Source organism: Variovorax sp. E3 (assembly GCF_016082275.1).
GTDB lineage: Bacteria > Pseudomonadota > Gammaproteobacteria > Burkholderiales > Burkholderiaceae_C > Variovorax.
Genome location: NZ_MOWM01000020.1, coordinates 1 through 25,834, shown reverse-complemented (window position 1 = coordinate 25,834; position 25,834 = coordinate 1). Strand labels below are relative to the sequence as shown.

The 25,834-nt window shown below is 66.5% G+C and carries 21 protein-coding genes and 5 pseudogenes; 15 read left to right on the top strand and 11 right to left on the bottom strand.

Annotation, left to right across the window (positions count from 1 at the left end):
• Window positions 1-14: 14 nt before the first annotated feature.
• Window positions 15-1,052 carry a bifunctional riboflavin kinase/FAD synthetase gene (locus tag BMG07_RS10070; protein ID WP_198084444.1) on the bottom strand — a complete coding sequence of 346 codons (1,038 nt, stop codon included), beginning with the start codon at window positions 1,050-1,052 and terminating at the stop codon, window positions 15-17.
• A 166-nt stretch (window positions 1,053-1,218) separates the two neighbouring features.
• Between BMG07_RS10070 and BMG07_RS10065 the strand changes: the two genes are divergently transcribed.
• The gene (locus BMG07_RS10065; RefSeq protein ID WP_198084443.1) at window positions 1,219-1,779 is read left to right on the top strand and encodes an HNH endonuclease; all 561 of its coding nucleotides are present in this window, start codon (window positions 1,219-1,221) and stop codon (window positions 1,777-1,779) included.
• A 21-nt stretch (window positions 1,780-1,800) separates the two neighbouring features.
• On the opposite strand, the gene BMG07_RS10060 is transcribed toward BMG07_RS10065, so the two are convergent.
• The 4 genes and pseudogenes from BMG07_RS10060 to BMG07_RS10045 form a co-directional block, all read right to left on the bottom strand.
• On the bottom strand, window positions 1,801-2,589 hold the full coding sequence (locus BMG07_RS10060; protein ID WP_198084442.1) for an enoyl-CoA hydratase: 789 nt from the start codon (window positions 2,587-2,589) through the stop codon (window positions 1,801-1,803).
• Window positions 2,590-2,597: 8 nt separating this feature from the next.
• Window positions 2,598-3,965, bottom strand: coding sequence for an alpha/beta fold hydrolase (locus tag BMG07_RS10055; RefSeq protein ID WP_198084441.1), 1,368 nt, complete (start codon window positions 3,963-3,965; stop codon window positions 2,598-2,600).
• Between the two features lie 86 nt (window positions 3,966-4,051).
• A pseudogene (locus tag BMG07_RS10050) lies at window positions 4,052-5,166 on the bottom strand (acyl-CoA dehydrogenase family protein).
• A gap of 11 nt (window positions 5,167-5,177) precedes the next feature.
• A pseudogene (locus BMG07_RS10045) lies at window positions 5,178-6,358 on the bottom strand (acyl-CoA dehydrogenase family protein).
• Window positions 6,359-6,492: 134 nt separating this feature from the next.
• On the opposite strand from BMG07_RS10045, the gene purN reads away from it, so the two are divergent.
• On the top strand, window positions 6,493-7,089 hold the full coding sequence (gene purN / locus BMG07_RS10040) for a phosphoribosylglycinamide formyltransferase (protein ID WP_198084440.1): 597 nt from the start codon (window positions 6,493-6,495) through the stop codon (window positions 7,087-7,089).
• Between the two features lie 34 nt (window positions 7,090-7,123).
• Window positions 7,124-7,462, top strand: coding sequence for an I78 family peptidase inhibitor (locus tag BMG07_RS10035; protein ID WP_198084439.1), 339 nt, complete (start codon window positions 7,124-7,126; stop codon window positions 7,460-7,462).
• A 6-nt stretch (window positions 7,463-7,468) separates the two neighbouring features.
• On the opposite strand, the gene BMG07_RS10030 is transcribed toward BMG07_RS10035, so the two are convergent.
• Window positions 7,469-7,741: a DUF1653 domain-containing protein gene (locus BMG07_RS10030; RefSeq protein ID WP_198084438.1), complete on the bottom strand. Its 273-nt coding sequence runs from the start codon at window positions 7,739-7,741 to the stop codon at window positions 7,469-7,471.
• A gap of 50 nt (window positions 7,742-7,791) precedes the next feature.
• On the opposite strand from BMG07_RS10030, the gene BMG07_RS10025 reads away from it, so the two are divergent.
• The 3 genes from BMG07_RS10025 to BMG07_RS10015 all read left to right on the top strand — a co-directional run bounded on the left by BMG07_RS10025 (window position 7,792) and on the right by BMG07_RS10015 (window position 12,305).
• Window positions 7,792-9,645, top strand: a complete 1,854-nt coding sequence (locus BMG07_RS10025) for a M48 family metallopeptidase (RefSeq protein WP_198084437.1) — start codon at window positions 7,792-7,794, stop codon at window positions 9,643-9,645.
• 41 nt (window positions 9,646-9,686) lie between these two features.
• Entirely contained in the window at window positions 9,687-10,958 is a 1,272-nt protein-coding gene (locus BMG07_RS10020; RefSeq protein ID WP_198084436.1) for an RsmB/NOP family class I SAM-dependent RNA methyltransferase, read from the top strand.
• Between the two features lie 132 nt (window positions 10,959-11,090).
• A complete protein-coding gene (locus BMG07_RS10015) occupies window positions 11,091-12,305 on the top strand; it encodes a fatty acid desaturase (protein ID WP_198084435.1) in 1,215 nt (404 codons plus the stop codon).
• A 163-nt stretch (window positions 12,306-12,468) separates the two neighbouring features.
• Here BMG07_RS10015 and rpmG read toward each other — a convergent pair whose 3' ends face one another.
• The 3 genes from rpmG to trxB all read right to left on the bottom strand — a co-directional run bounded on the left by rpmG (window position 12,469) and on the right by trxB (window position 14,020).
• Window positions 12,469-12,642, bottom strand: coding sequence for a 50S ribosomal protein L33 (gene rpmG, locus BMG07_RS10010; RefSeq protein WP_007830291.1), 174 nt, complete (start codon window positions 12,640-12,642; stop codon window positions 12,469-12,471).
• 11 nt (window positions 12,643-12,653) lie between these two features.
• On the bottom strand, window positions 12,654-12,887 hold the full coding sequence (rpmB, locus tag BMG07_RS10005) for a 50S ribosomal protein L28 (RefSeq protein WP_007830293.1): 234 nt from the start codon (window positions 12,885-12,887) through the stop codon (window positions 12,654-12,656).
• A gap of 173 nt (window positions 12,888-13,060) precedes the next feature.
• A complete protein-coding gene (gene trxB, locus BMG07_RS10000; protein ID WP_198084434.1) occupies window positions 13,061-14,020 on the bottom strand; it encodes a thioredoxin-disulfide reductase in 960 nt (319 codons plus the stop codon).
• Between the two features lie 180 nt (window positions 14,021-14,200).
• On the opposite strand from trxB, the gene BMG07_RS09995 reads away from it, so the two are divergent.
• The 8 genes and pseudogenes from BMG07_RS09995 (at window position 14,201) to BMG07_RS09960 (ending at window position 23,488) form a co-directional block, all read left to right on the top strand.
• Window positions 14,201-14,875: a Crp/Fnr family transcriptional regulator gene (locus BMG07_RS09995; protein ID WP_126023131.1), complete on the top strand. Its 675-nt coding sequence runs from the start codon at window positions 14,201-14,203 to the stop codon at window positions 14,873-14,875.
• Window positions 14,876-14,972: 97 nt separating this feature from the next.
• Window positions 14,973-17,408 (top strand): DNA translocase FtsK, encoded by a 2,436-nt coding sequence (locus BMG07_RS09990; protein WP_198084481.1) that lies wholly within the window; start codon window positions 14,973-14,975, stop codon window positions 17,406-17,408.
• A gap of 166 nt (window positions 17,409-17,574) precedes the next feature.
• Window positions 17,575-18,206 (top strand): annotated as a pseudogene (gene lolA / locus BMG07_RS09985) (outer membrane lipoprotein chaperone LolA).
• Window positions 18,207-18,230: 24 nt separating this feature from the next.
• Window positions 18,231-19,523, top strand: a complete 1,293-nt coding sequence (locus BMG07_RS09980) for a replication-associated recombination protein A (protein ID WP_198084433.1) — start codon at window positions 18,231-18,233, stop codon at window positions 19,521-19,523.
• A gap of 240 nt (window positions 19,524-19,763) precedes the next feature.
• Window positions 19,764-20,692, top strand: a pseudogene (locus tag BMG07_RS09975) (branched-chain amino acid ABC transporter permease).
• Between the two features lie 13 nt (window positions 20,693-20,705).
• A pseudogene (locus BMG07_RS09970) lies at window positions 20,706-21,912 on the top strand (branched-chain amino acid ABC transporter permease).
• Window positions 21,913-21,933: 21 nt separating this feature from the next.
• Window positions 21,934-22,710, top strand: coding sequence for an ABC transporter ATP-binding protein (locus BMG07_RS09965; protein WP_198084432.1), 777 nt, complete (start codon window positions 21,934-21,936; stop codon window positions 22,708-22,710).
• A gap of 16 nt (window positions 22,711-22,726) precedes the next feature.
• Window positions 22,727-23,488 carry an ABC transporter ATP-binding protein gene (locus BMG07_RS09960; RefSeq protein ID WP_198084431.1) on the top strand — a complete coding sequence of 254 codons (762 nt, stop codon included), beginning with the start codon at window positions 22,727-22,729 and terminating at the stop codon, window positions 23,486-23,488.
• On the opposite strand, the gene BMG07_RS09955 is transcribed toward BMG07_RS09960, so the two are convergent.
• Together BMG07_RS09955 and BMG07_RS09950 are read right to left on the bottom strand one after the other, a co-directional pair.
• Window positions 23,489-24,466 carry a tripartite tricarboxylate transporter substrate binding protein gene (locus BMG07_RS09955; RefSeq protein WP_198084430.1) on the bottom strand — a complete coding sequence of 326 codons (978 nt, stop codon included), beginning with the start codon at window positions 24,464-24,466 and terminating at the stop codon, window positions 23,489-23,491.
• A 17-nt stretch (window positions 24,467-24,483) separates the two neighbouring features.
• Window positions 24,484-25,548 carry a CDP-6-deoxy-delta-3,4-glucoseen reductase gene (locus BMG07_RS09950; RefSeq protein WP_198084429.1) on the bottom strand — a complete coding sequence of 355 codons (1,065 nt, stop codon included), beginning with the start codon at window positions 25,546-25,548 and terminating at the stop codon, window positions 24,484-24,486.
• A 75-nt stretch (window positions 25,549-25,623) separates the two neighbouring features.
• Between BMG07_RS09950 and BMG07_RS09945 the strand changes: the two genes are divergently transcribed.
• A partial coding sequence (locus BMG07_RS09945) for an NAD-binding protein (protein ID WP_198084428.1) occupies window positions 25,624-25,834 on the top strand: 211 nt, incomplete at its 3' end.

The window sequence follows — 25,834 nt, the reverse complement described above, 5'->3', positions numbered from 1 at the left end:
CGGTGCGTGCAGGGCTAAATTCGATCGCGCGTGGTCTGGCGGTGGGTTTCGGCGTGGGTGGAGGCAAAGAACGCACGCGCGTCGCGGCCATCCTTCGCGATGCCCGCTGTGAGGGCCTCGAGGCTGGTGTAGCGCAATTCGTCGTGCAGTTTGTGCAGGAGTTCCACGCGCACGATTTTACCGTAGGCCCCTTCGGTCCCGAGATGGGAGGGCCACTCCAGGCAATGGGTTTCGAGCAGAACCCGTCCGCCGTTGACGTCGTTGGCGTCCAGCGAGGGGCGCACGCCCAGGTTCGCCACCCCCGGCAGCGGCTGGTCGGCCAGGCCGTGGACCAGCACCGCGAAGATGCCGTTGGCGGCCGGTTTCCAGTGCTTGAAGCGCAGGTTGAGGGTGCGAAAGCCGTCGTCCTTGCCCGGCGCCGAGGCGCCCAGCGCGCGGCCCAGCTTGCGGCCGTGGACCACGTGGCCCGAAATTGTGTAGGGCCGGCCCAGCAGGGTCTGGGCATCGGCCATGCGGCCTTCGGCCAGCGCCTCGCGCACGGCCGAACTGGAAACCCGCAGGCCGTGCACCTCGTAGCTGTTCATGCGCGCCACGTCGAAGCCGCGGGCGTCGCCGGCGGCGTCGAGCATGGCGTAGTCGCCGGCCCGCTTGGCGCCGAAGCGGAAGTCGTCGCCCACCAGCACGTAGCGCGCGCCCAGGCCGTCGATCAGCACGTTCTGGATGAACTCCTCGGGCGACTGCGAGGCCAGCCGGCCGTCGAACGGCAGCACGATGGTCTGCGCCACGCCGCAGGCCGCCAGCTCGCTGAGCTTGTCGCGCAGGGTGCCGATGCGCGCCGGCGCCAGGTCGGGTTTCTTGGTGAGCGCCGCGAAATAGTCGCGCGGGTGGGGCTCGAAAGTGAGCACGCAGCTGGGCAGCCCGCGCTGGCGGGCCTCGGTCTGCAAAAGCGCGAGCATGGCCTGGTGGCCACGGTGCACGCCGTCGAAATTGCCTATGGTGAGGGCGCAGGCAGGGGCCACGCCCGGGTGCCGGAAGCCGCGAAAAACCTGCATCGGTGAGTATCTTTTTGATAGCGCCTTTCGCCCGTCAAATGGGCGAATCAGGCCGATTTGTCACAAAGCCGGTATATTGTGACGCAGTGCGTTGATTGGCGTGGGTTTACAACGCGCTCCGTGTCCCTGGTCTTTCCGTGTTCTCTCCCTTTTCGAGGAGGCGTGTGTGAAGGTCTTGAAGCTGTCGGCCCAAGGGCTGCCCCAGTCATGGATTTCGCTGGAACAGGCGGTGATCCACTATGCGGCGGACGAAGTTCGCTGGGAGGTGGGCGCGCAGGTGGCTGTGTTCCGTGGCGGCCACAACGCCATCACGGGCGAGCAGTCGCAGATTGCGATCAACAGCATCATCGGCACCAAGGGCGTGCCGCGCATCAACCCCTTCACGCAGCGGCCGGGGCTGACCAACAGCAAGCTGTTCTCGCGCGACCGCAACGTGTGCGCCTACTGCGGCGGCCATTTCCACGAAGACGAGCTCACGCGCGAGCACATCATTCCCTTTGCGCAGAAGGGCATCGACACCTGGATGAACGTGGTCACGGCCTGCAAGCCGTGCAACCATCGCAAGAGCAGCCGCACGCCCGAGCAGGCGAACATGCCGCTGCTGTATGCGCCCTACGTGCCCAGCCTGTGGGAGGACTTCATCCTGCGCAACAGGCGCATCTTGGCCGACCAGATGGAGTTCCTGATGGCGCACCTGCCGCAAAGCTCGCGGCTGCACGACATCTAGCCTCAGCGCTTTCTCAGCGCTTCAGCACTTCCACGAAGGCGGGCGCTTCTCGATGAAGGCCTGCACGCCTTCGAGCGCGCTCTCGTCCATCATGTTGCAAGCCATGGTCTGGCTGGCGTCGGCCAGCGCGGCCTCGATGCCGGTTTCGAGCTGGCGGTAGAACAGGGCCTTGCCCAGCGCCAGTGCCTTGCGGGGCTTGGCGACGATGCTGGCCACCAGCGACTCGACGGCGGCATCGAGTTCGGCAGGCGGCGCCACCCGGTTGACCAGACCCTTCTCACGCGCTTCCTCCGCGCCGATGAATTCCCCGGTCACGAGCATCTCGAAGGCTTCCTTGCGCCCGAGGTTGCGCGACAGCGTGACGCTGGGCGTGGCGCAGAACAGCCCCACGTTCACGCCGCTGACCGCGAAGCGCGCCTCGCTCGAGGCCACCGCCAGGTCGCACACCGCCACCAGCTGGCAACCCGCCGCGGTGGCGATGCCGTGCACCCGGGCAATCACCGGCACCGGCAGCCGCTGGATCGACAGCATCATCGCGCCGCACCGCTCGAACAGCTGCTCGTAGTAGCCGAGCGAGGGCTCGGCGCGCATTTCCTTCAGGTCGTGGCCCGCGCAGAAGGCCTTGCCCGCCGCCGCGATGACGACGGCGCGCACGCCCTCGTCGGCCGCGATCTCGCCGAGCGCCTGCTCCAGTGCGCCGAGCATGCCTTCCGACAGCGCATTGAACGAAGACGACCGGTTCAGCGTCAGCGTGACCACGCCGCGCTCGTCGCGTGTTTGCAGCACGAAGGGAGCGCTCGTGTCGTTCATGGGGCGCCTCAGTAGGTCAGCTCGAGCACGGTCGTGTGTTCGCTCGCGGCAGGCCACGTCAGGCCGGTGATGCGCTCGCCGTTGAATTCGCCGGTCACCGCGCGCGGGGCGCCGCCGCCTTCGAGGCGCAGCCTGGAGGTCGACACGCCGGCACCCTTGGGCGGCACGCCCGCCGGCGGGCTCTTGCCGTCGAAGCGCATGGTGTCGCGCTGGGCGTCGAAATACCCGCGCGGACGCGTGAAGACGACCACCGAACTCGCGCCGTTGTCGGCCGGCGTGATGCGTTCGGGCCGCAGCTGCACGACGTTGCTGCCGCGCGGAAACGGGCTGCGGTAGATGTGCGTGATGCCGTAGCCGGGCGCGCTCAGCACGAATTCATACGCCGTGTCGCCGCGCGCGGTGAACGGGCCCCAGCGGCCGTCGGCGCCGATGGACTTGGTGTGCACCGCGTCGCCGCGCCGTGCGCCCGTGGCCGGGTCTACCGCAAAGACCGTCACCTGCCCGCCGTTCAGCGAGAGGTTTTCGGCGCCGATCGCGCGGCCGTCGAGCACGACCTTTGCATCGGGCGTGATGGCCGTGCCGCGCGGCGCCTGGCCCGTCAGGAACTGCCAGGTCGCGGCAAACGCGGCCGGCGAGAACGAGGTTTCGCGGTGGTCCACGCGCGGCAGCACGACGTTGGTCGCGCCCCTCAGGGCCGGCCCGTCGAAGCCGATGTGGGTCGGCTTGCCGGGCGCGCCGATCCACACGCCGTCGGGCTGCGCGTACTTGTCGTTGTTGTCGGAGCGCAGCGTGAGCCACTTCACGCCGGGCGTGACCTCTTCGCCGTTCGGCCCCTTGGGCGCATTGAGCTGCTGCATGAAGCCCGACAGCCCCGAGAACTCGTTGTTCTCGCGGAAGGCCTTCACCGCCCAGATGCCGTGCGCCGGGTTGCCGCCCAGCACCACGTGGCTCACCACGGCCGCGCCGCCGCCGTTCTGCACGTAGTTGCGGATGGTGTTGCCGCCGCGCGAATTGCCGATCAGCACCACCTTGCTGGCGCCCGTGGCCTTGAGCACCTTGTCGACCTGGGCCTTGAGGAACACCGCCGACTCGGTGGTCGAGCTGCGTCCGGGCTGGGCCACGGCATCGTCGTCGCGCGCCAGCGGGTTGGGCTGGTCGAAGGCGAACAGCCGGTCGGCCGGCCAGCCGTTGGACTCGAAGCGCCAGATCGTCGTTTGCCACAGCGCGGCCGAATCGCCGTTGCCGTGCACGAACACGATGGGCGGGCGTTCGGCATACGAAGGCGACGGGCTGGGGGAGGTGGCGCAGGCGGTCAGCATGGCGGTGGCGGCTGTCCCGATGACGGCCATGGCAAGAAGGGTGCGGCGGGATTGCATGTTTCGTTCCTGGGAGCGGGTTTCCAAGTGAAAACGCCCGCCGGCGCAAAGGCGGGCGGGCGTTGGATGCTAGGGGAAAAAGGCCGTCAGGCGAAGACGCCGGCCGTGTCCTGCATGCGCGCGGACACTTCGCCCAGGTGGTGCAGCGTGTCGCCGAAGGTCATTTCCATCTGCGTGAGCTTGCGGAAGTAGTGGCTGCCGATGTATTCGTCGTCACCCCGATGCCGCCGTGCAGCTGCACCGAGTTGGCGGCCACGTAGCGCATCGACGTTCCCAGCTGGTACTTGGCGCGGGCCATCGCCTGGCGGCGTTCGCCCGCCGGGGCGTTGAGCTTGAGCGTGGCGTAGTAGCTCATCGAGCGTGCGAGCTCGAGCTGCATCTTCATGTCGGCGACGCGGTGGCGCAGCGCCTGGAAGGTCGAGATGGCCACGCCGAACTGCTTGCGCTGGTTCATGTAGTCGACCGTGAGCGCCACGGTCTTGTCCATCACGCCGACCGCTTCGGCGCAGGTGGCGGCAATGCCGACGTCCACCGCGTGCTCGAGCGCGGCCAGGCCGTCGAGCGTGACCAGCGTGGCGTCGGCCTTGTCGAACACCACCTCGGCCGCGCGGCCACCGTCCTGCGTGCCGTAGCCGCGGGCTTCGACACCGCTGGCGCTGCGCTCGACCAGGAAGAGGGCGATCTTGCCGTCGACCTTGGCGGGCACGAGGTACGCGTCGGCTTCGTCGCCCACGGGCACCACGCTCTTGGCGCCGTTCAGCGACCAGCCGTTGCCGCTCTTGGCGGCGTGGGCGTCGCACACGTCCAGGCGGTAGCGCGCCTTGCGCTCCTGGTACGCCAGCACCACGATGGCCTGGCCGCCGGCGATGCGCGGCAGCCAGCCTTCCTTGAGGTCGGCGCCCGCGTAGCCGCCGAGCACCGCGCCGGCGATCAGCGTCTGCGCGAAGGGCTCCAGCACGATGCCGCGGCCCAGCTCTTCCATCACGACCATGCCGGCGACGGGGCCCATGCCCAGGCCGCCGTCGTCTTCGCTGATGTACAGGCCGCCCAGGCCGAGCTCGGCCAGTTCGTCCCAGGCTTCGCGCGAGAAGCCGCCCTTGGCCTCGATGCCGCGGCGGCGCTCGAAGTCATAGCCCTTGTCGACCCACTTGCGAACGGCGTCGCGCAGTTGTTCCTGGTCGTCGGAAAAATTGAAATCCATTGCGTGTCTCCTCAGCCCAGAACCGTCTGCGCGACGATGTTGCGTTGCACTTCGTTCGAGCCACCGTAGATGGTGGTCTTGCGCATGTTGAAGAAGGTCGACGTCAGCGGCGCGAGCGCCGGGTTGCCGCCCGGGAAGTTGCCTTGCCAGCCGGCTTCCATCGCCTCGCGGATCAGCGGCAGCGAGTAGGCGCCGCCGGCCAGCATCATCAGTTCGCTGTAGCGCTGCTGGATCTCGCTGCCGCGGATCTGAGCAGGCCCGCCACGTCGAGCGAGTTCTTGCCCGAGGTGGCGGCCGACAGCACGCGCAGCACCATCATCTCGAGCGCGACGATGTCGACTTCGAGCTTGGCGATCTCGTCGCGGAAGCGCTGGTCTTCGTACACGCCTTCGCTCTTGGCGATGCGCTTCAGGCGCTCAAGTTCGCGCTTGGCGCGGTTCACGTCGGCGATGTTGGTGCGCTCGTGCGAGAGCAGGTGCTTGGCGTAGGTCCAGCCCTTGTTCTCTTCGCCGATGAGGTTCTCGGCCGGGACTTCGACGTTGTCGAAGAACACTTCGTTCACTTCATGGCCGCCGTCGAGCAGCTTGATCGGGCGCACCGTGACGCCGGGCGATTTCATGTCGAGCAGCAGGAAGCTGATGCCGGTCTGGGGCTTGCCTTCGTTGCTGGTGCGCACGAGGTTGAACATCCAGTCGCCGTATTGGCCGAGCGTGGTCCAGGTCTTCTGGCCGTTGACGATGTATTTGTCGCCCTTGCGCTCGGCCTTGGTCTTGACCGAGGCCAGGTCGGAACCCGAACCCGGCTCGCTGTAGCCCTGGCTCCACCAGACTTCGCCGCTGGCGATGCCGGGGAGAAAGCGCTTTTGCTGCTCGGCATTGCCGAAGGCCATGATCACCGGGGCCACCATGACGGGGCCGAACGGGACGATGCGCGGCGCGCCGGCCAGCGCGGTTTCTTCCTCGAACAGGTGGCGCTGGACGGCGGTCCAGCCCGGGCCGCCGAATTCCTTCGGCCAGCCGTAGCCCAGCCAGCCCTTCTTGCCGAGGATCTTGGCCCAGCCTTGCAAATCGTCGCGCGTCAGTTCGAGCGCGTTGTGCACCTTGTGCGAAATCTCTTGGGGAAGGTTTTCTTTGACCCAGGCGCGAACCTCTTCGCGGAACTTCTGTTCTTCGGGTGTGAAGCTCAAATCCATGCGTGCCTCGCTGTGTTGATCGGTTCACCGCAGACGCGGTTTGTCTCCGGAACTTCGAGTTTTAGCACGGTCGTGCTGTGAAACGGTGTCCGCGCGGCGACAAGCGGGGCGCGCCACGGATAATCCCGCCTCCCATGAAGAACATCGTGATCCTGATCTCCGGCGGCGGCTCCAACATGGCGGCCATCGTGCGCGCCGCCGAGCGCGACCGCTGGGCCGAGCGCTTCGGCGCCCGCATTGCCGCCGTCATCAGCAACAAGGCCGACGCCGGCGGGCTGGCCATTGCCAAGGCACACGGCATCGACACCGCCGTGGTGCCGCACAAGGACTTCGCGACCCGCGAGGCCTTCGACGAGGCGCTGGCGAAAGTGGTCGACACCCATTCACCGGGGCTGGTGGTGCTGGCCGGCTTCATGCGCATCCTGACGCCGGGCTTCGTGGGGCGCTACGCCGGGCGGCTGGTGAACATCCATCCCTCGCTGCTGCCGGCGTTTCCGGGGCTCCACACCCATCAGCGCGCCATCGAGGCGGGCTGCAAGGTGGCCGGCGTGACCGTGCACCAGGTGACGACCGAGCTCGATCACGGCCCGATCCTGGCGCAGGCCGTGGTGCCGGTGCTGCCCGACGACACGGCGGCCACCCTGGCCGGCCGGGTGCTGGCGCAGGAGCATCTGTTGTATCCACGTGCCATCGCCGGATGGTTGTTGGATACATTGAGTCACAAACCTTAGAATTGTTTATGTTCGCGCGTTTTTGGAGTCCGAAGTGAAGATCCAGTCGCTGTTGCTGTCCGTTGCCGGCATGGTCGTCGTGTTGGCGGGCTGCACCGCTCCGGCACCTGCGCCCGCACCCGCTCCGGCGCCCGTGGCCGCCGCGCCGGTGCCGCCGCCGGAACCGGTCCATCAATGCAACGCCGACGGCGCCCGTTTTGCCGTCGGCCAGCCGCTGACGCAGCAGCTCGAGTCGGCCGCCCGCGTGCGCGCCGGCGCCGGCACGTCGCGCGTGCTGAAGCCAGGCCAGGCGGCGACGATGGAATTCAACGGCGGACGGCTCAATCTCACCGTCGATGCGCGCAACCGGGTGACCGAAGCGCACTGCGGCTGACGCCGTTCAGCCGGGCAGCGCGGGGGAGGCCGGCCCGGCGGGCTGGATCGGTGTGAATCTCGGCTGCCGCTTGCCGTCGAACTCGATGGTTTCGCCGAACATGGCGGCGGGCCGGACCCAGAGCCCGTGGGCTCCGTACAAGGCGCGGTACAGCGTCATCGGTTCCAGGGTCTCGCTGTGGCGCACGGTGCCGAGCACCTCGTATTCACCGCCCTTGTAGTGGCGGTAGCGGCCCGGAGGTGTCTCGATCAGGGGCGGAAGGTCGTTGTCGTTGTTCAACGGGGTTTCTTTCTTCAGAAAACTGTCAGGCTTGATTGGACGGGAGTTGGATGGATCGCGCTGATTTTGTTCACCTGGTTCGACTGAGCGAGCATGCCAGTGCGGACGACAGTGCGCGCTATCGACGCAGCGTCGCGGCCTTTGCCGCGCTCGGCTACCTGTGGGTGCTCGGTTGCCTGGCGCTGGCGGTGGGCATCATTGTCTGGGTGCTGGCATCGCTCGGGCACGCCCGCTTCAATCTCACGCGCGGCTGGCTGCTGCTGTTCGCGGCGGGGCTGCTGTGGGCCACGCTGCGCGCGCTCTGGGTGCGCTTCGACGAGCCCGAGGGGCTGGAGTTGTCGCGCGAGGACGCGCCGGCGCTGTTCGAGGCGCTCGACCGCATTCGCGGCAAGATCAAGGGGCCGCCCGTCCACCATGTCTACCTCGACGACGAATTCAACGCCAGCATCCGCCAGGTGCCGCGCTTCGGGCTGTTCGGCGGCGCCGTCAATTCGCTGAACATCGGCCTGCCGCTGCTGATGATGCTGGACCGCCGGCGGCTGCTGTCGGTGCTGGCGCACGAGTACGGCCACCTGCGCGGCAACCACGGCAGGCTGAGCGCCTGGATCTACCGCACGCGGCTGTCGTGGCTCAAGCTGGACGCCAGCCTGCAAAGCGACGAAGGCGTGATGGCGCTGTTCTCGCAGGCCTTTTTTCGCTGGTACTTTCCGCGCTTCGCGGCCAAGACCTTTGCGCTGGCCCGGCAGGACGAGTACGAGGCCGACCGCATTTCGGGCCGCTTGCTGGGCACCTCGGTCGCCGCCGCGGCGCTGACCGAGATCGCCATCAAGGGCAACTGGTACGCCAACGAGTTCTGGCCCTGGCACTGGGCGCGCGCCGAGCACGAACCGCAGCCGCCGGGCCCGTTCGCCGCGCTGCGCAAGCGCGTGCGCACGCCGCCGGCCGATGCGTTCGCGCGCCAGGCGCTGCGTGACGCGATGCGCCGCGTCAGCGACTTGGAAGACACGCACCCGGTGCTGCGCGACCGGCTGGAGGCGCTGAATCAGAAGGCGGCGCTGCCCGAGTGGTCGGCCCGCTCGGCCCTGGACCTCCTGGTCGACCGCAAGAAGTGGATCGAGCATTTCGACAACCGCTGGCGCCGCGCCCACGCCGCCGACTGGAAGCAGCACCACGCGCACCGGTCGCGCATTCGCGAGCGCATCGAGGTGCTGGCCGCGCGCGGCGAGCGCAACACGCCGGACGAAATGGTCGAGTGGGCCGACTCCGAGCGTCGGCTCGACCCGTCGGCGGCGGTGCGAACCCGTTACGAGAGCGCATTGCGCATTGCACCGGAACACCCGGGCGCGCTGCGGGGACTGGTCCAGATGCTGCCCGCGAGCGATCGCGGGGCGCGGCTGGCCGTGCTCGAGCGCCTGCATGGCTCCGGTGCCGCCAGCCGCTGGTGGGCGTCGCGCAGCGCCGTCGCCTCGCTCGAAGACCCTGACGCGGGGCCGCACGACGAAGAGGCGCTCAAGCTGTGGCGCGGCCGGCTCAAGGAGGCGGAGGAGGCCGAGGCGCGCGCCTGGGAAGAGATCACGGGCACGCCGTTCTTCAGCCAGATCTCGCGCCACGACCTGAACGACTACGAGCTGGGCGAGCTGCGCGCCGACCTCGTGCGCTGCCTTCCCGCCTCGCGGGCCTGGCTGGTGCGCAAGAACCTGCGTGAATTTCCGTGGCGCCGCGCCTACGTCGTGTTCATCGAGCTGCCCGGCCTGGACGACGAAGACCGCTGGCACATGTGCCGCCAGCTGGAGCAGACGCTCACGCTGCCGGGCGCCGCGCTGGTGCTGTGGGTCGGCCATTCGCCGACGCTGGAGGACATCGAGCGCGAAGCTTTCGGGACAGTCTGGACGCGCAGCGCATAGCCCTTCGGACCGCCGACCCGGCTGGCTGAGACAATCGGGGGATGCATCCCAAAGCCCTGTTGGAGGCCACCGCCGATCTGGTCGGCCTTGTCCTGAAATTCGATCACCCGGCCGACCAGGTCGTTTCGCGGTTTTTCCGCGACCACCGCGAGTTCGGCCCGCGCGAACGCGCGACGCTCGCCGAGACCGTCTACACCGTGCTTCGCAAGAAGCTGCTGTTCGACCACCTCTCGCCCTCGGGCTCCGGCTCCAAGGAGCGCCGCATGGCGATCCTGGGCTTTCACGGCCCGCGCGATTTCCTGAAGAGCGCGCTGAACGACACCGAAAAGCGCTGGCTCGACAACTGCGACGCCGTGAAGCCCGACGACCTGCTCGAGCGCCATCGCCACAACCTGCCCGAGTGGCTGGTCGCGCCGCTCAAGGCCCAGCTGGGCGACGGCTTCTGGCCGCTGGTCGAGAGCCTGCAGCAGCCGGCGCCGCTCGATCTGCGCGTCAATGCGCTGACCGACAAGCGCGCGGACGTGAAGGCGGAGCTTGCCAAGGCTGCTATCAAATCTGAAGCAACGCCGTTCTCGCCCTGGGGCCTGCGCATCGACGGCAAGCCGGCGCTGACCAAGCTGGACGCCTTTGCCCGCGGCGCCGTCGAGGTGCAGGACGAAGGCTCGCAACTGCTGGCCCTGCTGCTGGACGCCAAGCGCGGCGAAATGGTGGTCGATTTCTGCGCCGGTGCCGGCGGCAAGACACTGGCCATCGGCGCGACGATGCGCAACACCGGTCGGCTCTACGCTTTCGACACCTCGGCGCACCGGCTCGACGCGCTCAAGCCGCGGCTGGCGCGCAGCAAGCTGTCGAACGTGCACCCGGCCGCCATCGCCCATGAGCGCGACGACCGCGTCAAGCGCCTGGCGGGCAAGATCGACCGCGTGCTGGTCGATGCGCCGTGCTCGGGGCTGGGCACGCTGCGCCGCAATCCGGACCTGAAATGGCGCCAGTCGCTCAAATCGGTCGAGGAGCTGACGGTCAAGCAGACGGCCATTCTGCAAAGCGCGGCCCGGCTCGTGAAATCGGGTGGCCGTCTGGTTTACGCCACGTGCAGCGTGTTGCCGGAAGAAAACGAGGCCATTGCCGAGGCTTTCAGCGCCGCCAACCCCGATTTCGAGCCCGTGGATGCCGCGGAACTGCTGCAAGGCCTGAAGGTCGAGGGTTTCGAGGCGCTATGCGCCGGCGGGGAGGGCGCTCGGCGCTACCTGCGGCTGTGGCCGCACCGCCATGCGACCGACGGTTTCTTTGCCGCCGTGTGGAACCGCAAATAGAGGCGGTACTCCAAACTAGGGTTAATCTGCGCTTTTCTTGAAGGTTTAAAGGCTTTGTTTTAGGCCCACCCCTTTAAAATCGCGGGTTATCTGAAGGCTGCACCTTCGTGTGGCCATGGAGTACCTGACTCAATGTTGCTTCCTGACTCCGCCGTTCTGAATGCGGCCATCCAATGGCTCGGACACGGCCTGTGGGACATCGCATGGTGGCAAGTCGTGCTGTATACGCTCGTCACCACGCACATCACGATTGCCGCGGTCACGATCTTCCTGCACCGCACGCAGACCCATCGCGCCATGGACCTGGGCCCGATTCCGTCGCACTTCTTCCGCTTCTGGCTGTGGCTGGGCACCGGCATGGTGACCAAGGAATGGGTTGCCATTCACCGCAAGCACCACGCCAAGTGCGAAACCGTGGACGACCCGCACAGCCCGCAGGTCAAGGGCATCGACGAAGTGCTCTGGCGCGGTGCCGAGCTCTACCGTGCCGAGTCCAAGAACAAGGAAACGATGGAGCGCTACGGTCACGGCACCCCCGATGACTGGATCGAGCGCAACCTGTACACCCGCTACAGCTGGCAGGGCGTGGGCCTGATGCTGATCATCAACCTGGCGCTGTTCGGCACGCTCGGCATGGCCGTGTGGGCGGTCCAGATGCTGTGGATCCCCATCACCGCCGCCGGCATCATCAACGGCATCGGCCACTACTGGGGCTACCGCAACTTCGAGGCGCCCGACGCCAGCCGCAACATCATGCCCTGGGGCCTGATCATCGGCGGCGAAGAGCTGCACAACAACCACCACACCTACCCGACCTCGGCCAAGTTCTCGGTCAAGAAGTACGAGTTCGACATCGGCTGGATCTACATCCAGATGATGCAGAAGATCGGCTGGGCCAAGGTCAAGAAGGTGCCGCCGAAGATGCTGATGGGCGACATCCAGCCCGTGGCCAACGAGAAAACGCTCGAGGCCGTCATTGCCAACCGCTACGAAGTCATGGCCGGCTACGCGCGCGAAATGCGCCGCGCCACCAGCCAGGAACTGGACGCGCTGAAGACCAAGGGTGCCGACCTGTCGGTGCTCAAGGCCGCCAAGCGCTGGCTGCACCGCGACGACGACAAGGTGCCTGCTTCGGCCCGCACGCACGTCTCGCAGGCCCGCGCCGCCCACCCGGTGCTCGACAAGATGGTCACCATGCGCGAAGAGCTGCGCCAGCTCTGGCTGAACACCTCGCAATCGCGCGAGCAACTGGCGGCCGACCTGGCGGCCTGGTGCCACCGCGCCGAGGCCAGCGGCATTGCCGGCCTGCGTGACTTCTCCACGCGCCTGCGCGCGGCACGTGCCTGAGACCGAGCGATCGCTTTCACGCTTCAATAAAAAGCCGACCCCAGGGTCGGCTTTTTTGTGTCCGCCTTTTTGTGTATTGCATGCATGGCATTGCAAATCGACGGGCAACAAAAAACCCGCTGGGTGAGCAGCGGGTTTCTTGTTTGGGAAAACCAGGGCTGAATTACTTCAGCTTGATTTCCTTGTATTCGACGTGCTTGCGTGCCTTCGGGTCGAACTTCATGATCGACATCTTTTCAGGCATCGTCTTCTTGTTCTTGCTGGTCGTGTAGAAGTGGCCGGTACCCGCGGTGGATTCCAGCTTGATCTTTTCGCGTCCGCCTTTGCTCGTTGCCATGATTCAGCTCCTTAAGCTTGGCCGCGTGCGCGCAGGTCTGCGAGCACGGCGTCGATACCGTTCTTGTCGATCAGGCGCAGTGCAGCGCTCGAAACGCGCAGGCGAACCCAGCGGTTTTCAGTCTCGACCCAGAAACGGCGATATTGCAGGTTCGGCAGGAACCGGCGCTTGGTTTTGTTGTTGGCGTGGGAAACGTTGTTTCCGACCATCGGGCCTTTGCCCGTTACGTCGCATACGCGTGCCATGTGGACACTCTTTCTTGAACAGCTGGCACCGGCGCAATCGTGGCGATTGCAGGGTGTTTTGCAGCTTGACCTCGCCAGAAACGGGTGGCGGTACCCCGACTTTGCCGGAACTCTCGAAAGAGCCGTATTTCGGCAAAGCCTAGGATTATAGCCCGTTTGGCCGCAGCCGGGCTTTACTGCGTTCCGTCCTGCTCCAGGAAGCGTTGCGCGTCGAGCGCGGCCATGCAGCCCGTGCCGGCGCTGGTGATGGCCTGGCGGTAGATGTTGTCCTGCACGTCGCCGGCGGCGAACACGCCCGGAATGCTGGTCATCGTGGCGAAGCCCTGCAGGCCCGAGCGGGTCAGGATGTAGTTGTCCTTCATCTCGACCTGGCCCTGGAAGATGTCGGTGTTGGGGTGGTGCCCGATGGCGATGAAGCAGCCCTTGAGGTCGATCTGCTCGGTGGCGCCGGTCTGCGTGTTCTTGATCCGGATGCCGGTCACGCCCGTGTCGTCGCCCAGCACCTGGTCGAGCTCGTTGTGCAGCTTCAGCACGATCTTGCCTTCGGCGACCTTCTCCATGACCTTGTCGATCAGGATGGGCTCGGCGCGGAACTTGTCTCGGCGATGCACCAGCGTGACCTTGTTCGCGATGTTCGAGAGGTAGAGCGCTTCTTCGACCGCGGTGTTGCCGCCGCCGATCACGCAGACCTCCTGCTCGCGGTAGAAGAAGCCGTCGCAGGTCGCGCAGGCCGAGACGCCGCGGCCCATGAACTTTTCTTCCGAGTCCAGGCCCAAGTACTTGGCCGAGGCGCCGGTCGCGATGATCAGCGAGTCGCAGGTGTAGGTGCCGCTATCGCCGGTGAGGGTGAAGGGGCGCTTGCTCAGGTCGACCTTGTTGATGTGGTCGAACACGATCTGCGTGTTGAAGCGCTCGGCATGCTCCAGAAAGCGCTGCATCAGCTCCGGGCCTTGCACGCCGTGCACGTCGGCCGGCCAGTTGTCGACCTCGGTGGTGGTCATCAGCTGGCCGCCCTGGGCGATGCCGGTGATGAGCAGGGGCTTGAGATTTGCGCGGGCTGCGTAGACGGCGGCGGTATAGCCGGCGGGGCCGGAGCCGAGAATCAAAACCTTGGCGTGTTGGGGAGCGGACATGAGTAGAAAACCTAGGATATACGCTGATTCAGCGTGTACATTTTCAGGGTGGTAGCGATATATATGGAGTATCACCGCCCGGTTCAACACCGGGTGAACGGTGTTTTCAATGCGCGCGATTGTAGTAATCCATTGGCTTGCCTTTTGGGCTGCGCCGCGCGCCGTAGCAGGGATTGATAAATGTCGATGCTGTCCAACCTCGAATTGCTTCGGCGCGTTCCATTGTTCGCGTCGCTGACGGCCACGCAGTCCGCCAGCATTGCGGACGCGATCATCAAGAAGCGCTTCAAGCGCGCGGAAGTCGTCGTGGAGCAGGGCAAGAAGTCCGATGCGCTCTACATCATCCTGACGGGGCGCGCCCGCGTCACCAGCGCGGACAGCCGCGGCCGCGAGGTCATCCTGGCCACGCTGCACCCCGGCGACTACCTGGGCGAGATGAGCCTGATCGACGACGAACCGCACTCGGCCACCGTGCGCACCGAAATCCAGTGCGACGTGCTCATGCTGGGCCGCGACGCCTTTGCGCGCTGCCTGCCCGAGAACTCCTCGATGGCCTACAACATCATGCGCGGCCTGGTGCAGCGCCTGCGCCACGCCGACCGCAAGATCGAGTCGCTGGCGCTGATGGACGTGTATGGCCGCGTCGCACGCTCGCTGCTCGAGTTCGCCATCGAGGACGGCGCGGGCAACCTCAAGGTGCGCGACAAGATCTCCCGCCAGGACCTGGCCAAGATGGTCGGCGCCTCGCGCGAAATGGTGAGCCGCGTCATGAAGGACCTCGAGGAGCGCGGCTTCGTGCAGACCCAGGACGACGGGTCGATGATCGTCAAGGAACGGCTCCTGTCCCTGGCTTGAGCCTCCGGGGCCGGGCCCGCCGCTGGCGGCCCCGGCCTTTTGTTGTAGTGTTCGTGCGTCCGGCCCCCGATTTTCTGGACCGGGCGCCGTGTTTTTCATGACCTATTCGCTCAATACGCTTCAATCTTCTTCCGCTGCCGATGGGCAACCCGTGCGCGTGCGCGCCATGCGCTTCGCCCACGAAATCACGCTGATCGCCGGCTTCGCGGCACTGTTGTTCTGGCTGCTCGCGATGCTGAGCTTCACGCCTTCCGACGCCGCCTGGTCGACCTCGGGCACCGGCGGCGAAATCAAGAACTGGGGCGGCCGCATCGGCGCCTGGCTGGCCGATGGCAGCTATTTCGCGGCGGGCTATTCCGTCTGGTGGTGCCTTGCCGCGGGCTTGCGCGCGTGGCTGTCGTCGCTGGCCAGCTGGCTGCGCGGCGGTGAATCCGCGTCGGCCGCCGAGCCGCAGCCCCCGCGCGGGCGCTTCAACCGCAGCCGCCTGGCTTTCTGGTTCGGCCTCGTGCTGCTGCTGTGCGCCAGCGCCATGCTCGAATGGTCGCGCCTGTACCGGCTCGAAGGCCATCTGCCGGGCCCCGGCGGCGGCGCGATCGGCGTGCTGGTGGGGCCCTTCAGCGTGCGCTGGCTGGGCTTCACCGGTTCGGCGCTGGTGGCCATTGCCGGCGGCGTGATCGGTTCGGCGCTGGTGTTCCGCTTCTCATGGAGCCTGATCGCCGAGCGCATCGGCGCGCGCGCCTATTCGCTCTTCGAATCGCGCCGCGAAAAGCGCGAAATGGCCGCCGACATCGCCATGGGCAAGCAGGCCGCCCGCGAGCGCGCCGAGGCCGACGAGCCCGTGTTCACGCGCGGCGGCGGCAAGAGCGAGCCGTCCATGGCCCCCGCGTCGCCCGACGCCTTCGCCGACGACGAAGACGAGATCCATATCGAGCCGCCCGCCAAGCGGCGCGCGCCGTCGCCACCGGTGCAGATCGAACCCGCGATGACCGAAGTGCCCAGGAGCGATCGCGTCGTCAAGGAGCGCCAGAAGCCGCTCTTCAAGGAGCTGCCCGACAGCAAGCTGCCGCAGGTCGACCTGCTCGACGCCGCGCAGGCGCGCCAGGAAACCGTTTCCGCCGACACGCTCGAGATGACCTCGCGCATGATCGAGAAGAAGCTGAAGGACTTCGGCGTCGAGGTGCGCGTGGTGCTCGCCTCGCCGGGCCCCGTCATCACGCGCTACGAAATCGAGCCCGCCACCGGCGTCAAGGGCTCGCAGATCCTCGGCCTGGCCAAGGACCTGGCGCGCTCGCTCTCGCTGGTGTCGATCCGCGTGGTCGAGACCATCCCGGGCAAGAACTACATGGCGCTCGAGTTGCCGAACGCCAAGCGCCAGTCGATCAAGCTCAGCGAAATCCTGGGCTCGCAGATCTACAACGAGGGCAAGTCGATGCTCACGATGGGCCTGGGCAAGGACATCATCGGCAACCCCGTGGTGGCCGACCTCGCGAAGATGCCCCACGTGCTGGTGGCCGGTACCACCGGCTCGGGCAAGTCGGTGGGTATCAACGCGATGATTCTTTCGCTGCTCTACAAGGCCGAGGCACGCGACGTCCGCCTGCTCATGATCGACCCGAAGATGCTCGAAATGTCGGTCTACGAAGGCATTCCGCACCTGCTGGCGCCCGTGGTCACCGACATGCGCCAGGCGGCCCACGGCCTGAACTGGTGCGTGGCCGAAATGGAGCGCCGCTACAAGCTCATGAGCAAGCTCGGCGTGCGCAACCTGGCTGGCTACAACACCAAGATCGACGAAGCCAAGGCGCGCGAGGAGTTCATCTACAACCCCTTCAGCCTCACGCCCGACGATCCGGAGCCGCTCAAGCGCGAACCGCACATCGTGGTGGTCATCGACGAGCTGGCCGACCTGATGATGGTGGTCGGCAAGAAGATCGAAGAGCTCATTGCCCGCCTCGCGCAGAAGGCGCGCGCCGCCGGCATCCACCTGATCCTGGCCACGCAGCGCCCCAGCGTCGACGTGATCACCGGCCTCATCAAGGCCAACATCCCGACCCGCATCGCGTTCCAGGTGTCGAGCAAGATCGACAGCCGCACCATCCTCGACCAGATGGGCGCCGAAGCCCTGCTGGGCATGGGCGACATGCTCTACATGCCCAGCGGCACCGGCCTGCCGGTGCGCGTGCACGGCGCCTTCGTGAGCGACGAGGAAGTGCACCGCGTGGTGGCCTACCTCAAGAGCCAGGGCGAGCCCGACTACATCGAGGGCGTGCTCGAAGGCGGCACGGTCGACGGCGACGGTGACGGCGACATGCTCGGCGGCGGCGATGCCGAAAAAGACCCGATGTACGACCAGGCGGTCGAGGTGGTGCTCAAGAACCGCAAGGCCAGCATCTCGCTGGTGCAGCGCCACCTGAAGATCGGCTACAACCGCGCCGCGCGCCTGGTCGAAGACATGGAAAAGGCCGGCCTCGTGAGCGCCATGAGCGGCAGCGGCCAGCGCGAAATTCTGGTGCCCGCGCGCGCGGCGGAATAATTCGCGAGGCGATCTCCGATATTTCCGATTCGGTTACGTGCTGAAAGGCAATTTGCAAATGCACGCATCCGGCATTGCAAATCTTCATCAAGACCTACACCTGCCGCAATTCGTGGCGGGTAGGGTGGAAGCCCGAAGCCACAGCTTTCCAAGCAAGGAATCCAAATTGAAATTGCGTCATTGGCTATTGATCGGCCTTCTGTGCTCCGCCAACGCGTGGGCCGGCGGGCTTGAAAGCCTCGAAACCTTCGTGAAGACCGTCAAGTCCGGCCGCGCCGATTTCACGCAGACCGTGACCGCGCCGTCGCGCGAAGGCCAGCCGGGCCGCACCAAGACCTCGACCGGCACCTTCGAATTCCAGCGCCCCGGCAAATTCAAGTTCGACTACCAGAAGCCCTTCGCGCAGAGCATCGTGGCCGACGGCAAGACGCTGTGGCTGTACGACGCGACCTGAACCAGGTCACGCAGCGCGCGCAGGCGCAGGCGCTGGGCTCCACGCCCGCCGCGCTGATTGCCGCCGCGCCCGACCTGAAGGCGCTGCAGGCCGACTTCACGCTCGAGGCCTCCCCCGAGCGCGACGGCCTGCAATGGGTCAAGGCCACGCCGAAGAACAAGGACGGCCAGTTGCAGAGCGTGCAGGTCGGCTTCCAGGGCGATGCGCTCGCGGCGCTCGAGATTCTCGACAGCTTCGGCCAGCGCTCGGTGCTCAAGTTCAGCAAGGTCGAAGTGAACCCGTCGCTGCCGGCCAGCGTGTTCGACTTCAAGGCGCCCGCCGGCGCCGATGTCGTCAAGCAATAAGCTCCGAAGAAGCGTAGAACCGGTTTGGCCACCAGCGCCCATCAACCCCTGGCCGAGCGCCTGCGGCCCCGCACGCTCGGCGAAGTGATCGGCCAGCAGCACCTGCTGGGGCCGGGCATGTCGCTGCGCATCGCCTTCGAGTCGGGGCAGCCGCATTCCTGCATCCTCTGGGGCCCGCCCGGCACCGGCAAGACCACCATCGCGCGGCTCATGGCCGATGCCTTCGACGCCCAGTTCCTCAGCATCAGCGCGGTGCTCGGCGGCGTGAAGGACATCCGCGAAGCGGTCGACCTCGCCACCGCCGCGCGCGACGGGCTCACGCAGCAGCGCACCATCGTCTTCGTCGACGAGGTGCACCGCTTCAACAAGAGCCAGCAGGACGCCTTCCTGCCGCACGTGGAGTCGGGCTTGTTCACCTTCATCGGTGCCACCACCGAGAACCCGTCGTTCGAGGTCAACTCCGCGTTGCTGTCGCGGGCCGCCGTGTACGTGCTGCAGTCGCTCAACGAAGACGACCTCAAGCAGATCGTGGCGCGCGCGCAAGACATCCAGGCCGTGCCCGCCATCGACACCACCGCGGTCGATCGTCTCGTCGCCTACGCCGATGGCGACGCGCGCCGGTTGCTCAACACGCTTGAGACGCTGGCCGTTGCCGCGCGCGCCGAGAAGCTCTCGAACATCACCGACGAATGGCTCCTGCGTGTGCTCGGCGAGCGCATGCGGCGCTACGACAAGGGCGGCGAACAGTTCTACGACACCATCAGCGCGCTGCACAAGTCGGTGCGCGGCAGCGACCCCGACGCCGCGCTCTACTGGTTCGTGCGCATGCTCGACGGCGGTGCCGACCCGCGCTACATGGCGCGCCGGCTGGTGCGCATGGCCAGCGAAGACATCGGCCTGGCCGATCCGCGTGCGTTGCGGCTCGCGCTCGACGCGGCCGAGGTCTATGAGCGGCTGGGTACCCCCGAGGGCGAACTGGCACTGGCCGAGTGCGTGGTCTACCTGGCCATCGCGCCCAAGTCGAACGCGGTCTACAAGGCCTACAACGCCGTGCGCGCCCTCGTGAAGAAGGACAGCATGCGCCCGGTGCCCATGCACCTGCGCAATGCGCCGACCAAGCTCATGAAGGAGCTCGACTACGGTAAGGGTTATCGCTATGCGCACGACGAGGAGGGCGGTTTCGCCGCCGGCGAGCGCTACCTTCCCGACGGCCTGGAAGGCCAGGTCTTCTACGAGCCCGTCGAGCGCGGCCTCGAAATCCGCATCGGCGAAAAGCTGCGCGAACTGCGCCGCCGCAACGTCGAAGGCAACGACTGATACTGTCTTGCAACATGCGCGCAAGCCGTGCATGACCCCACGCGCATACAGCATGAGGTGAGCGGGTAAACCCCGGTCAACACGCACCAAATCAGCGCTGGGGCGTGACTACAATCCCGCCCACAAATCCGCCGGCGACACATGTTGGCTGGTTTTTTGCTTGTCAAGCCGAGGGCGCCAAACCGGTGCTTCGGTGGGTGAATGGCACCCCGCAACGGTGCAACACATAGGGAACGCGTTATGGACATTTTGCTGCAGCAGATCATCAACGGTCTGGTACTGGGCAGCATGTATGCCTTGATAGCCTTGGGCTACACCATGGTGTACGGCATCATCAATCTGATCAACTTTGCACACGGAGAAGTGTTGATGGTGGGGGCTCTGACGAGCTGGACCATCATCGGTCTCATGAAGGACGGCATGCCCAACACACCGGGCTGGTTGATCCTCCTCATCGCGTTGATCATTGCCTGCGTCGTCGCGGCAACCCTGAACTTCGTGATCGAGAAAGTGGCCTACCGGCCGCTGCGCAACAGCCCCAAGCTCGCGCCGCTCATCACCGCCATCGGCATGTCGATCCTGCTGCAGACGCTGGCGATGATCATCTGGAAGCCGACCAACAAGGCGTATCCCAACCTGCTGCCCACCGACCCCATCCACGTGGGCGGCGCGGTGATCTCGCCCACGCAGGTCATGATCCTGAGCGTTACGGCGTTCTCGCTCGTGGTGCTCATGTGGCTGGTCAACTACACCAAGCTGGGCCGCGCGATGCGCGCCACGGCGGAGAACCCGCGGGTCGCCGCGCTGATGGGCATCCGCCCCGACATGGTCATCTCGGCCACCTTCATCATCGGCGCCGTGCTGGCGGCCATCGCCGGCGTCATGTACGCCTCGAACTACGGCATCGCGCAACACGCGATGGGCTTCCTGCCTGGCCTGAAGCCTTCACCGCGGCCGTGTTCGGCGGCATCGGCAACCTCGCGGGCGCGGTGGTCGGCGGCATCCTGCTGGGTCTCATCGAGGCCATCGGCTCGGGCTACATCGGCACCATCACCGGTGGTGTGCTGGGCAGCAACTACAGCGACATCTTCGCGTTCATCGTGCTGATCGTCATGCTCACGCTGCGTCCGTCGGGCCTGCTCGGCGAACGCGTGGCGGACCGCGCGTAAGGAGCAGCGAATCATGAAGAACAGCAAGAACCTGGCTCTCTACATCGTCGGCATCATCGCCGTGCTCGCGCTGCCCCTGCTGCTGCAGATGCAGGGCAACGCATGGGTGCGCATCGCCGATATCGCACTGCTCTATGTGCTGCTGGCCCTGGGCCTGAACATCGTGGTCGCTACGCCGGCCTGCTCGACCTGGGCTACGTCGCCTTCTTCGCGGTGGGGGCCTACCTCTTCGCGCTGATGGGTTCGTCGCACCTGACCGAGACCTTCCCGTGGTTCGCGCAGATGTTCCCGAACGGCATGCACACCTCGCTGCTGATCGTGATACCGCTGGCGCTGGTGGTGGCCGGTTGCCTGGGCGTGCTGCTGGGCGCGCCCACGCTCAAGCTGCGCGGCGACTACCTGGCCATCGTGACGCTGGGCTTCGGCGAAATCATCCGCGTGTTCCTGAACAACCTGGACCAGCCGGTGAACATCACCAACGGTCCGAAGGGCATCACGGCCATCGACTCCATCAAGTTCTGGGGCCTGGACCTGGGCAAGGCATGGAAGTTCGACGGCTTCACCATCTCGTCGGTGTCGCTGTACTACTACCTGTTCCTGGCGCTGGTGATCGCCACCGTGATCATCTCGCACCGCCTGCAGACCTCGCGCATCGGCCGCGCCTGGATGGCCATCCGCGAAGACGAGATCGCCGCCAAGGCCATGGGCATCAACACCCGCAACATGAAGCTGCTGCCTTCGGCATGGGCGCGAGCTTCGGCGGCGTGTCGGGTGCCATGTTCGCGGCCTTCCAGGGCTTCGTGTCGCCCGAGTCCTTCAGCCTGATGGAGTCGGTGATGATCGTGGCCATGGTCGTGCTCGGCGGCATCGGCCACCTGCCCGGCGTGATCCTGGGCGCCGTGCTGCTGGCCGCGCTGCCCGAAGTGCTGCGCTACGTGGCCGGCCCGCTGCAGTCGCTGACCGACGGCCGCCTGGACGCGTCCATCCTGCGCCAGCTGTTCATTGCGCTGGCCATGATCGTCATCATGCTGATGCGCCCGCGCGGCTTGTGGCCGTCGCCGGAGCATGGCAAGACGCTGACCAAAAAGGGCGGCGTGCCCGTCGACCCGACCCACGCGGCCGTGGCCCCGGGCTCGTTGCAGACCCATGCGCCGGGCATCGATTCGCCCGCCGACGAAATGCCGGGTGCGGCTTCGCGTCCCATGTCGATCAACCCCTGAACACAGAGAGGAAGAATCAACATGACGACAACGGACACCATCCTCGACGTTCGCGGCATCTCCAAGCGCTTCGGCGGGCTGCAGGCCCTCTCGGACGTGGGCATCACCATCAAGCGCGGCCAGGTCTACGGACTGATCGGCCCGAACGGCGCGGGTAAGACCACGTTCTTCAACGTGATCACCGGCCTGTACACGCCCGACAGCGGCACCTTCGAACTGGCCGGCAAGCCCTACCAGCCGACGGCCGTGCACGAAGTGGCCAAGGCCGGCATTGCGCGCACCTTCCAGAACATTCGCCTGTTCGCCGAAATGACGGCGCTGGAGAACGTGATGGTCGGGCGCCACATCCGCACCAACTCGGGCGTGTTCGGCGCCATGCTGCGCACCGGCAGCTTCAAGGCCGAAGAAAAAGCCATTGCCGACCGCGCGCACGAACTGCTCGACTACGTGGGCATCGGCAAGTTCGCCGACTACAAGGCGCGCACGCTGAGCTACGGCGACCAGCGCCGCCTCGAAATTGCGCGCGCGCTGGCGACCGACCCGCAGCTCATCGCGCTCGACGAGCCCGCCGCCGGAATGAACCTGACGGAGAAGGTCGCGCTGCGCGAGCTCATCGACCGCATCCGCCGCGACAACCGCACCATCCTGATCATCGAACACGACGTCAAGCTCATCATGGGCCTGTGCGACCGCGTCACCGTGCTGGACTACGGCAAGCAGATTGCCGAGGGAACGCCGGCGGACGTGCAGAAGAACGAGAAGGTGATCGAGGCCTACCTCGGCACCGGAGGCCACTGAAATGACGACAGCAACGATGAGCGAACAAGCAACCATGGACGGCGCGGCACAGGCCAAGGCGGCCGGCAAGACGCTGTTGAAGGTCAACGGCCTGAAGGTGGGCTACGGCGGCATCCAGGCCGTCAAGGGCGTGGACTTCGAGGTGCGCGAGGGCGAGCTGGTCTCGCTGATCGGCTCCAACGGCGCGGGCAAGACCACCACCATGAAGGCCATCACCGGCACGCTGCCGGCCGGGGCCGGGCACATCGAGTTCCTGGGCCGCAGCATCAAGGGCCGCGGCGCCTGGGACCTGGTGGAAGAGGGCCTGGTGATGGTGCCCGAAGGGCGCGGCGTGTTCACGCGCATGACCATCACCGAGAACCTGCAGATCGGCGCCTACATCCGCAAGGACAAGGCCGAGATCGCCAAGGACATGGAGCGCGTGTTCGTCACCTTCCCGCGCCTGCGCGAGCGCAAGGACCAACTGGCCGGCACCATGTCGGGCGGCGAGCAGCAGATGCTGGCCATGGGCCGCGCGCTGATGGCACGCCCCAAGGTGCTGCTGCTGGACGAGCCGACCATGGGCCTGTCGCCGATCATGTGCGACAAGATCTTCGAGGTGGTGCAGACCGTGGCCTCGCAGGGCGTGACCATCCTGCTGGTGGAGCAGAACGCCAACCGTGCGTTGCAGCTGGCCGATCGCGGCTACGTGATGGAGTCGGGGCTCATCACCATGAACGGTGATGCCAAGGAACTGCTGCGCGACCCGCGCGTGCGGGCCGCCTACTTGGGCGAATAGTTAGTCGACCTTGGCGCCAGTCGCCTTGACGACGGCTTCGTACTTGGAGAGTTCGCTCTTCATGAACGCGCCGAACTGCTCCGGCGAGCTGGCCACCGGCTCGGCCAGCAGTCCGGCGAAGCGCGTCTTCGTTTCGGGCGCATTCAGCGCGGCCACGAAGGCCTGATTCAGCTTCACGACCACGTCGTGCGGCGTGCCGGCCGGAGCGACCAGGCCCCACCAGGTGTCGATCGAGAAGCCCTTGAGCGTGTCGGCAATCGGCGGCACCTCGGGCAGCGCGCCGCTGCGCTGCAGCGTCGTCACCGCAATCGCCTTCAGCTTGCCCGAGCGGATGTTCGGCGCGGCGGTGGCCAGGTTGTCGAAGTTGAAGTCGACCTGCCCCGAGATCAGCGCCAGCTGCGCCGGGCTGCCGCCGTTGTACGGAATGTGCAGCGCGAAGATGCCCGCTTCCTTCTTGAACAGCTCGCCCGCCAGGTGCCCCGCGCTGCCGTTGCCGCCGCTGCCGTAGTTGAGCTTGGCGGGGTTGGCCTTGGCGTAGCGGATCAGGTCGGCCACGGTGTTGATGTTCAGGCGCCTGGCGGTGTCGGCGTTCATCACCAGCACGTTGGGCACGCGGACCATCTGCGTGATCGGCGCGAAGTCGGTCGCGGCGTTGAACGGGATCTTGCTGTAGAGCCACGGGTTCACCGCGTTCGTGGCCGTGGCCGCGATGCCGATGGTCAGGCCGTCGGCCGGCGCCTTCGCCACGATGTCGGCGCCGATGTTGCCGCCCGCGCCGGGCTTGTTGTCGATGATGACCGGGCCCAGCGTGTCCTTGACCCTCTCGGCCAGGATGCGCGCGGTGTTGTCGATCGGGCCGCCCGCCGCGTAGGGCACGACGAGGCGGATGGGGCGCTGCTGCTGTGCCATCGCCTGACCGGCGCTCAGCAGGGCCGTGGTGCTTGCGAGCAGGGTGAGCAGGAAGTGTCTCGTTTTCATTTTTCTGGGGTCTTGTCTCAGGGGATGGCCTTGTCGGCCTCGGTGGTGAACGCGTCTGCGAAAAACTCTTCTTCGGGCAGGCCCGCCAGCGCCACGTAGTCGCGCTTGGCCGAGTCGACCACGATGGGCGCACCGCAGGCATAGACCTGGTGGCCCGACAGGTCGGCGAAGTCTTCCAGCACGGCCTGGTGGACGAAGCCGGTGCGGCCGGTCCAGTTGTCGTCGGGCGTGGCGTTGGAGATCACGGGCACGTAGCGCAGGTTGGGCATTTGCGCCATCTGCTCGCGCACCCAGGCGTCCATGTACAGGTCTTCGGGCCGGCGGCCGCCCCAGTAGAGCGACACGGGCCGCGAGATGCCCTTGAACTGCATATGCTCCAGCAGCGCCTTGATGGGCGCGAAGCCCGTGCCCGAGGCCAGCAAAATCATCGGCCGCTCGGAGTCCTCACGCAGGAAGAAGCTGCCGAACGGGCCTTCGATGCGCAGGATTTCCTTTTCCTTCATCGTGCCGAACACGTGGTCGGTGAACTTGCCGCCGGGCATGTGCCGCAGGTGCAGCTCGATGCCCGTGCCCGGCACGCTCACGGTGTGCGGCGCATTGGCCATCGAGTAGCTGCGGCGCGCGCCGTCGCGCAGGATGAACTCCACGTACTGGCCCGCGTAGAACTGCAGCGGCTCGCCGGCCGGCAGTTGCAGGCGCACCATCATCACGTCGTGCGACTGGCGCGCCAGCGCCATCACGCGCACCGGCATCTTGCGGATCGGCAGCGCGCCGGCCTCGGTGACCTGGCGCGACTCGAGCACCACGTCGCTGGTGGCATGGGCGCAGCAGGTCAGCACGAAGCCGGCCAACTGCTCTTCGGCGCTCAGGGCCTTGCTCTGGTGCGGGCCGAGCGTGACCTCGCCCGAGAGCTTCTTGCACTTGCAGGAGCCGCAGGCGCCGTCCTTGCAGCCGTAGGGGAGGCCGATGCCTTGCCGGATGCCGGCTGCGAGGATGGTTTCGTCGCCTTGCGCCACGAAATGGCGGCCACTGGGCTCGACGGTGATGGAAAAGCCCGCTTCGTGCGGCGCTGTAGCAGTCATCGGTATTCTTCGAGGGGTAATCTCCCGGCACTGCGAACAGCCCGGGAGCAACTGAATTGGGACAGGAACAGGATTTTGCCTTCAATCAATAGCCCCTCCGGCGCCTTGCCGGCCCGCTTCCGGCGCGAGCGCCTCCTGATCGTCGGCTGCGGCGACGTCGGCCAGCGCGTTGCGCGCGACCTGCGGGGGCGCATGCAGCTGGTGGCGCTCACGTCTTCAGCCGACCGCGTGGCCGCCTTGCGAGCCGCCGGCGTGCGCCCGCTCGTGGGCAACCTGGACGACGCCG

Coding starts and splice junctions, on each gene's coding strand:
- BMG07_RS10070 (WP_198084444.1), bottom strand. CDS start 1,052: ATGCAGGTTTTTCGCGGCTTCCGGCACCCGGGCGTGGCCCCTGCCTGC.
- BMG07_RS10020 (WP_198084436.1), top strand. CDS start 9,687: ATGCATCCCAAAGCCCTGTTGGAGGCCACCGCCGATCTGGTCGGCCTT.
- BMG07_RS09950 (WP_198084429.1), bottom strand. CDS start 25,548: ATGACTGCTACAGCGCCGCACGAAGCGGGCTTTTCCATCACCGTCGAG.
- rpmB (WP_007830293.1), bottom strand. CDS start 12,887: ATGGCACGCGTATGCGACGTAACGGGCAAAGGCCCGATGGTCGGAAAC.
- BMG07_RS10060 (WP_198084442.1), bottom strand. CDS start 2,589: ATGAACGACACGAGCGCTCCCTTCGTGCTGCAAACACGCGACGAGCGC.
- rpmG (WP_007830291.1), bottom strand. CDS start 12,642: ATGGCAACGAGCAAAGGCGGACGCGAAAAGATCAAGCTGGAATCCACC.
- BMG07_RS09965 (WP_198084432.1), top strand. CDS start 21,934: ATGACGACAACGGACACCATCCTCGACGTTCGCGGCATCTCCAAGCGC.
- BMG07_RS10025 (WP_198084437.1), top strand. CDS start 7,792: ATGGATCGCGCTGATTTTGTTCACCTGGTTCGACTGAGCGAGCATGCC.
- trxB (WP_198084434.1), bottom strand. CDS start 14,020: ATGTCCGCTCCCCAACACGCCAAGGTTTTGATTCTCGGCTCCGGCCCC.
- BMG07_RS10015 (WP_198084435.1), top strand. CDS start 11,091: ATGTTGCTTCCTGACTCCGCCGTTCTGAATGCGGCCATCCAATGGCTC.
- BMG07_RS10055 (WP_198084441.1), bottom strand. CDS start 3,965: ATGCAATCCCGCCGCACCCTTCTTGCCATGGCCGTCATCGGGACAGCC.
- BMG07_RS09960 (WP_198084431.1), top strand. CDS start 22,727: ATGAGCGAACAAGCAACCATGGACGGCGCGGCACAGGCCAAGGCGGCC.
- BMG07_RS09955 (WP_198084430.1), bottom strand. CDS start 24,466: ATGAAAACGAGACACTTCCTGCTCACCCTGCTCGCAAGCACCACGGCC.
- BMG07_RS09995 (WP_126023131.1), top strand. CDS start 14,201: ATGTCGATGCTGTCCAACCTCGAATTGCTTCGGCGCGTTCCATTGTTC.
- BMG07_RS09990 (WP_198084481.1), top strand. CDS start 14,973: ATGACCTATTCGCTCAATACGCTTCAATCTTCTTCCGCTGCCGATGGG.
- purN (WP_198084440.1), top strand. CDS start 6,493: ATGAAGAACATCGTGATCCTGATCTCCGGCGGCGGCTCCAACATGGCG.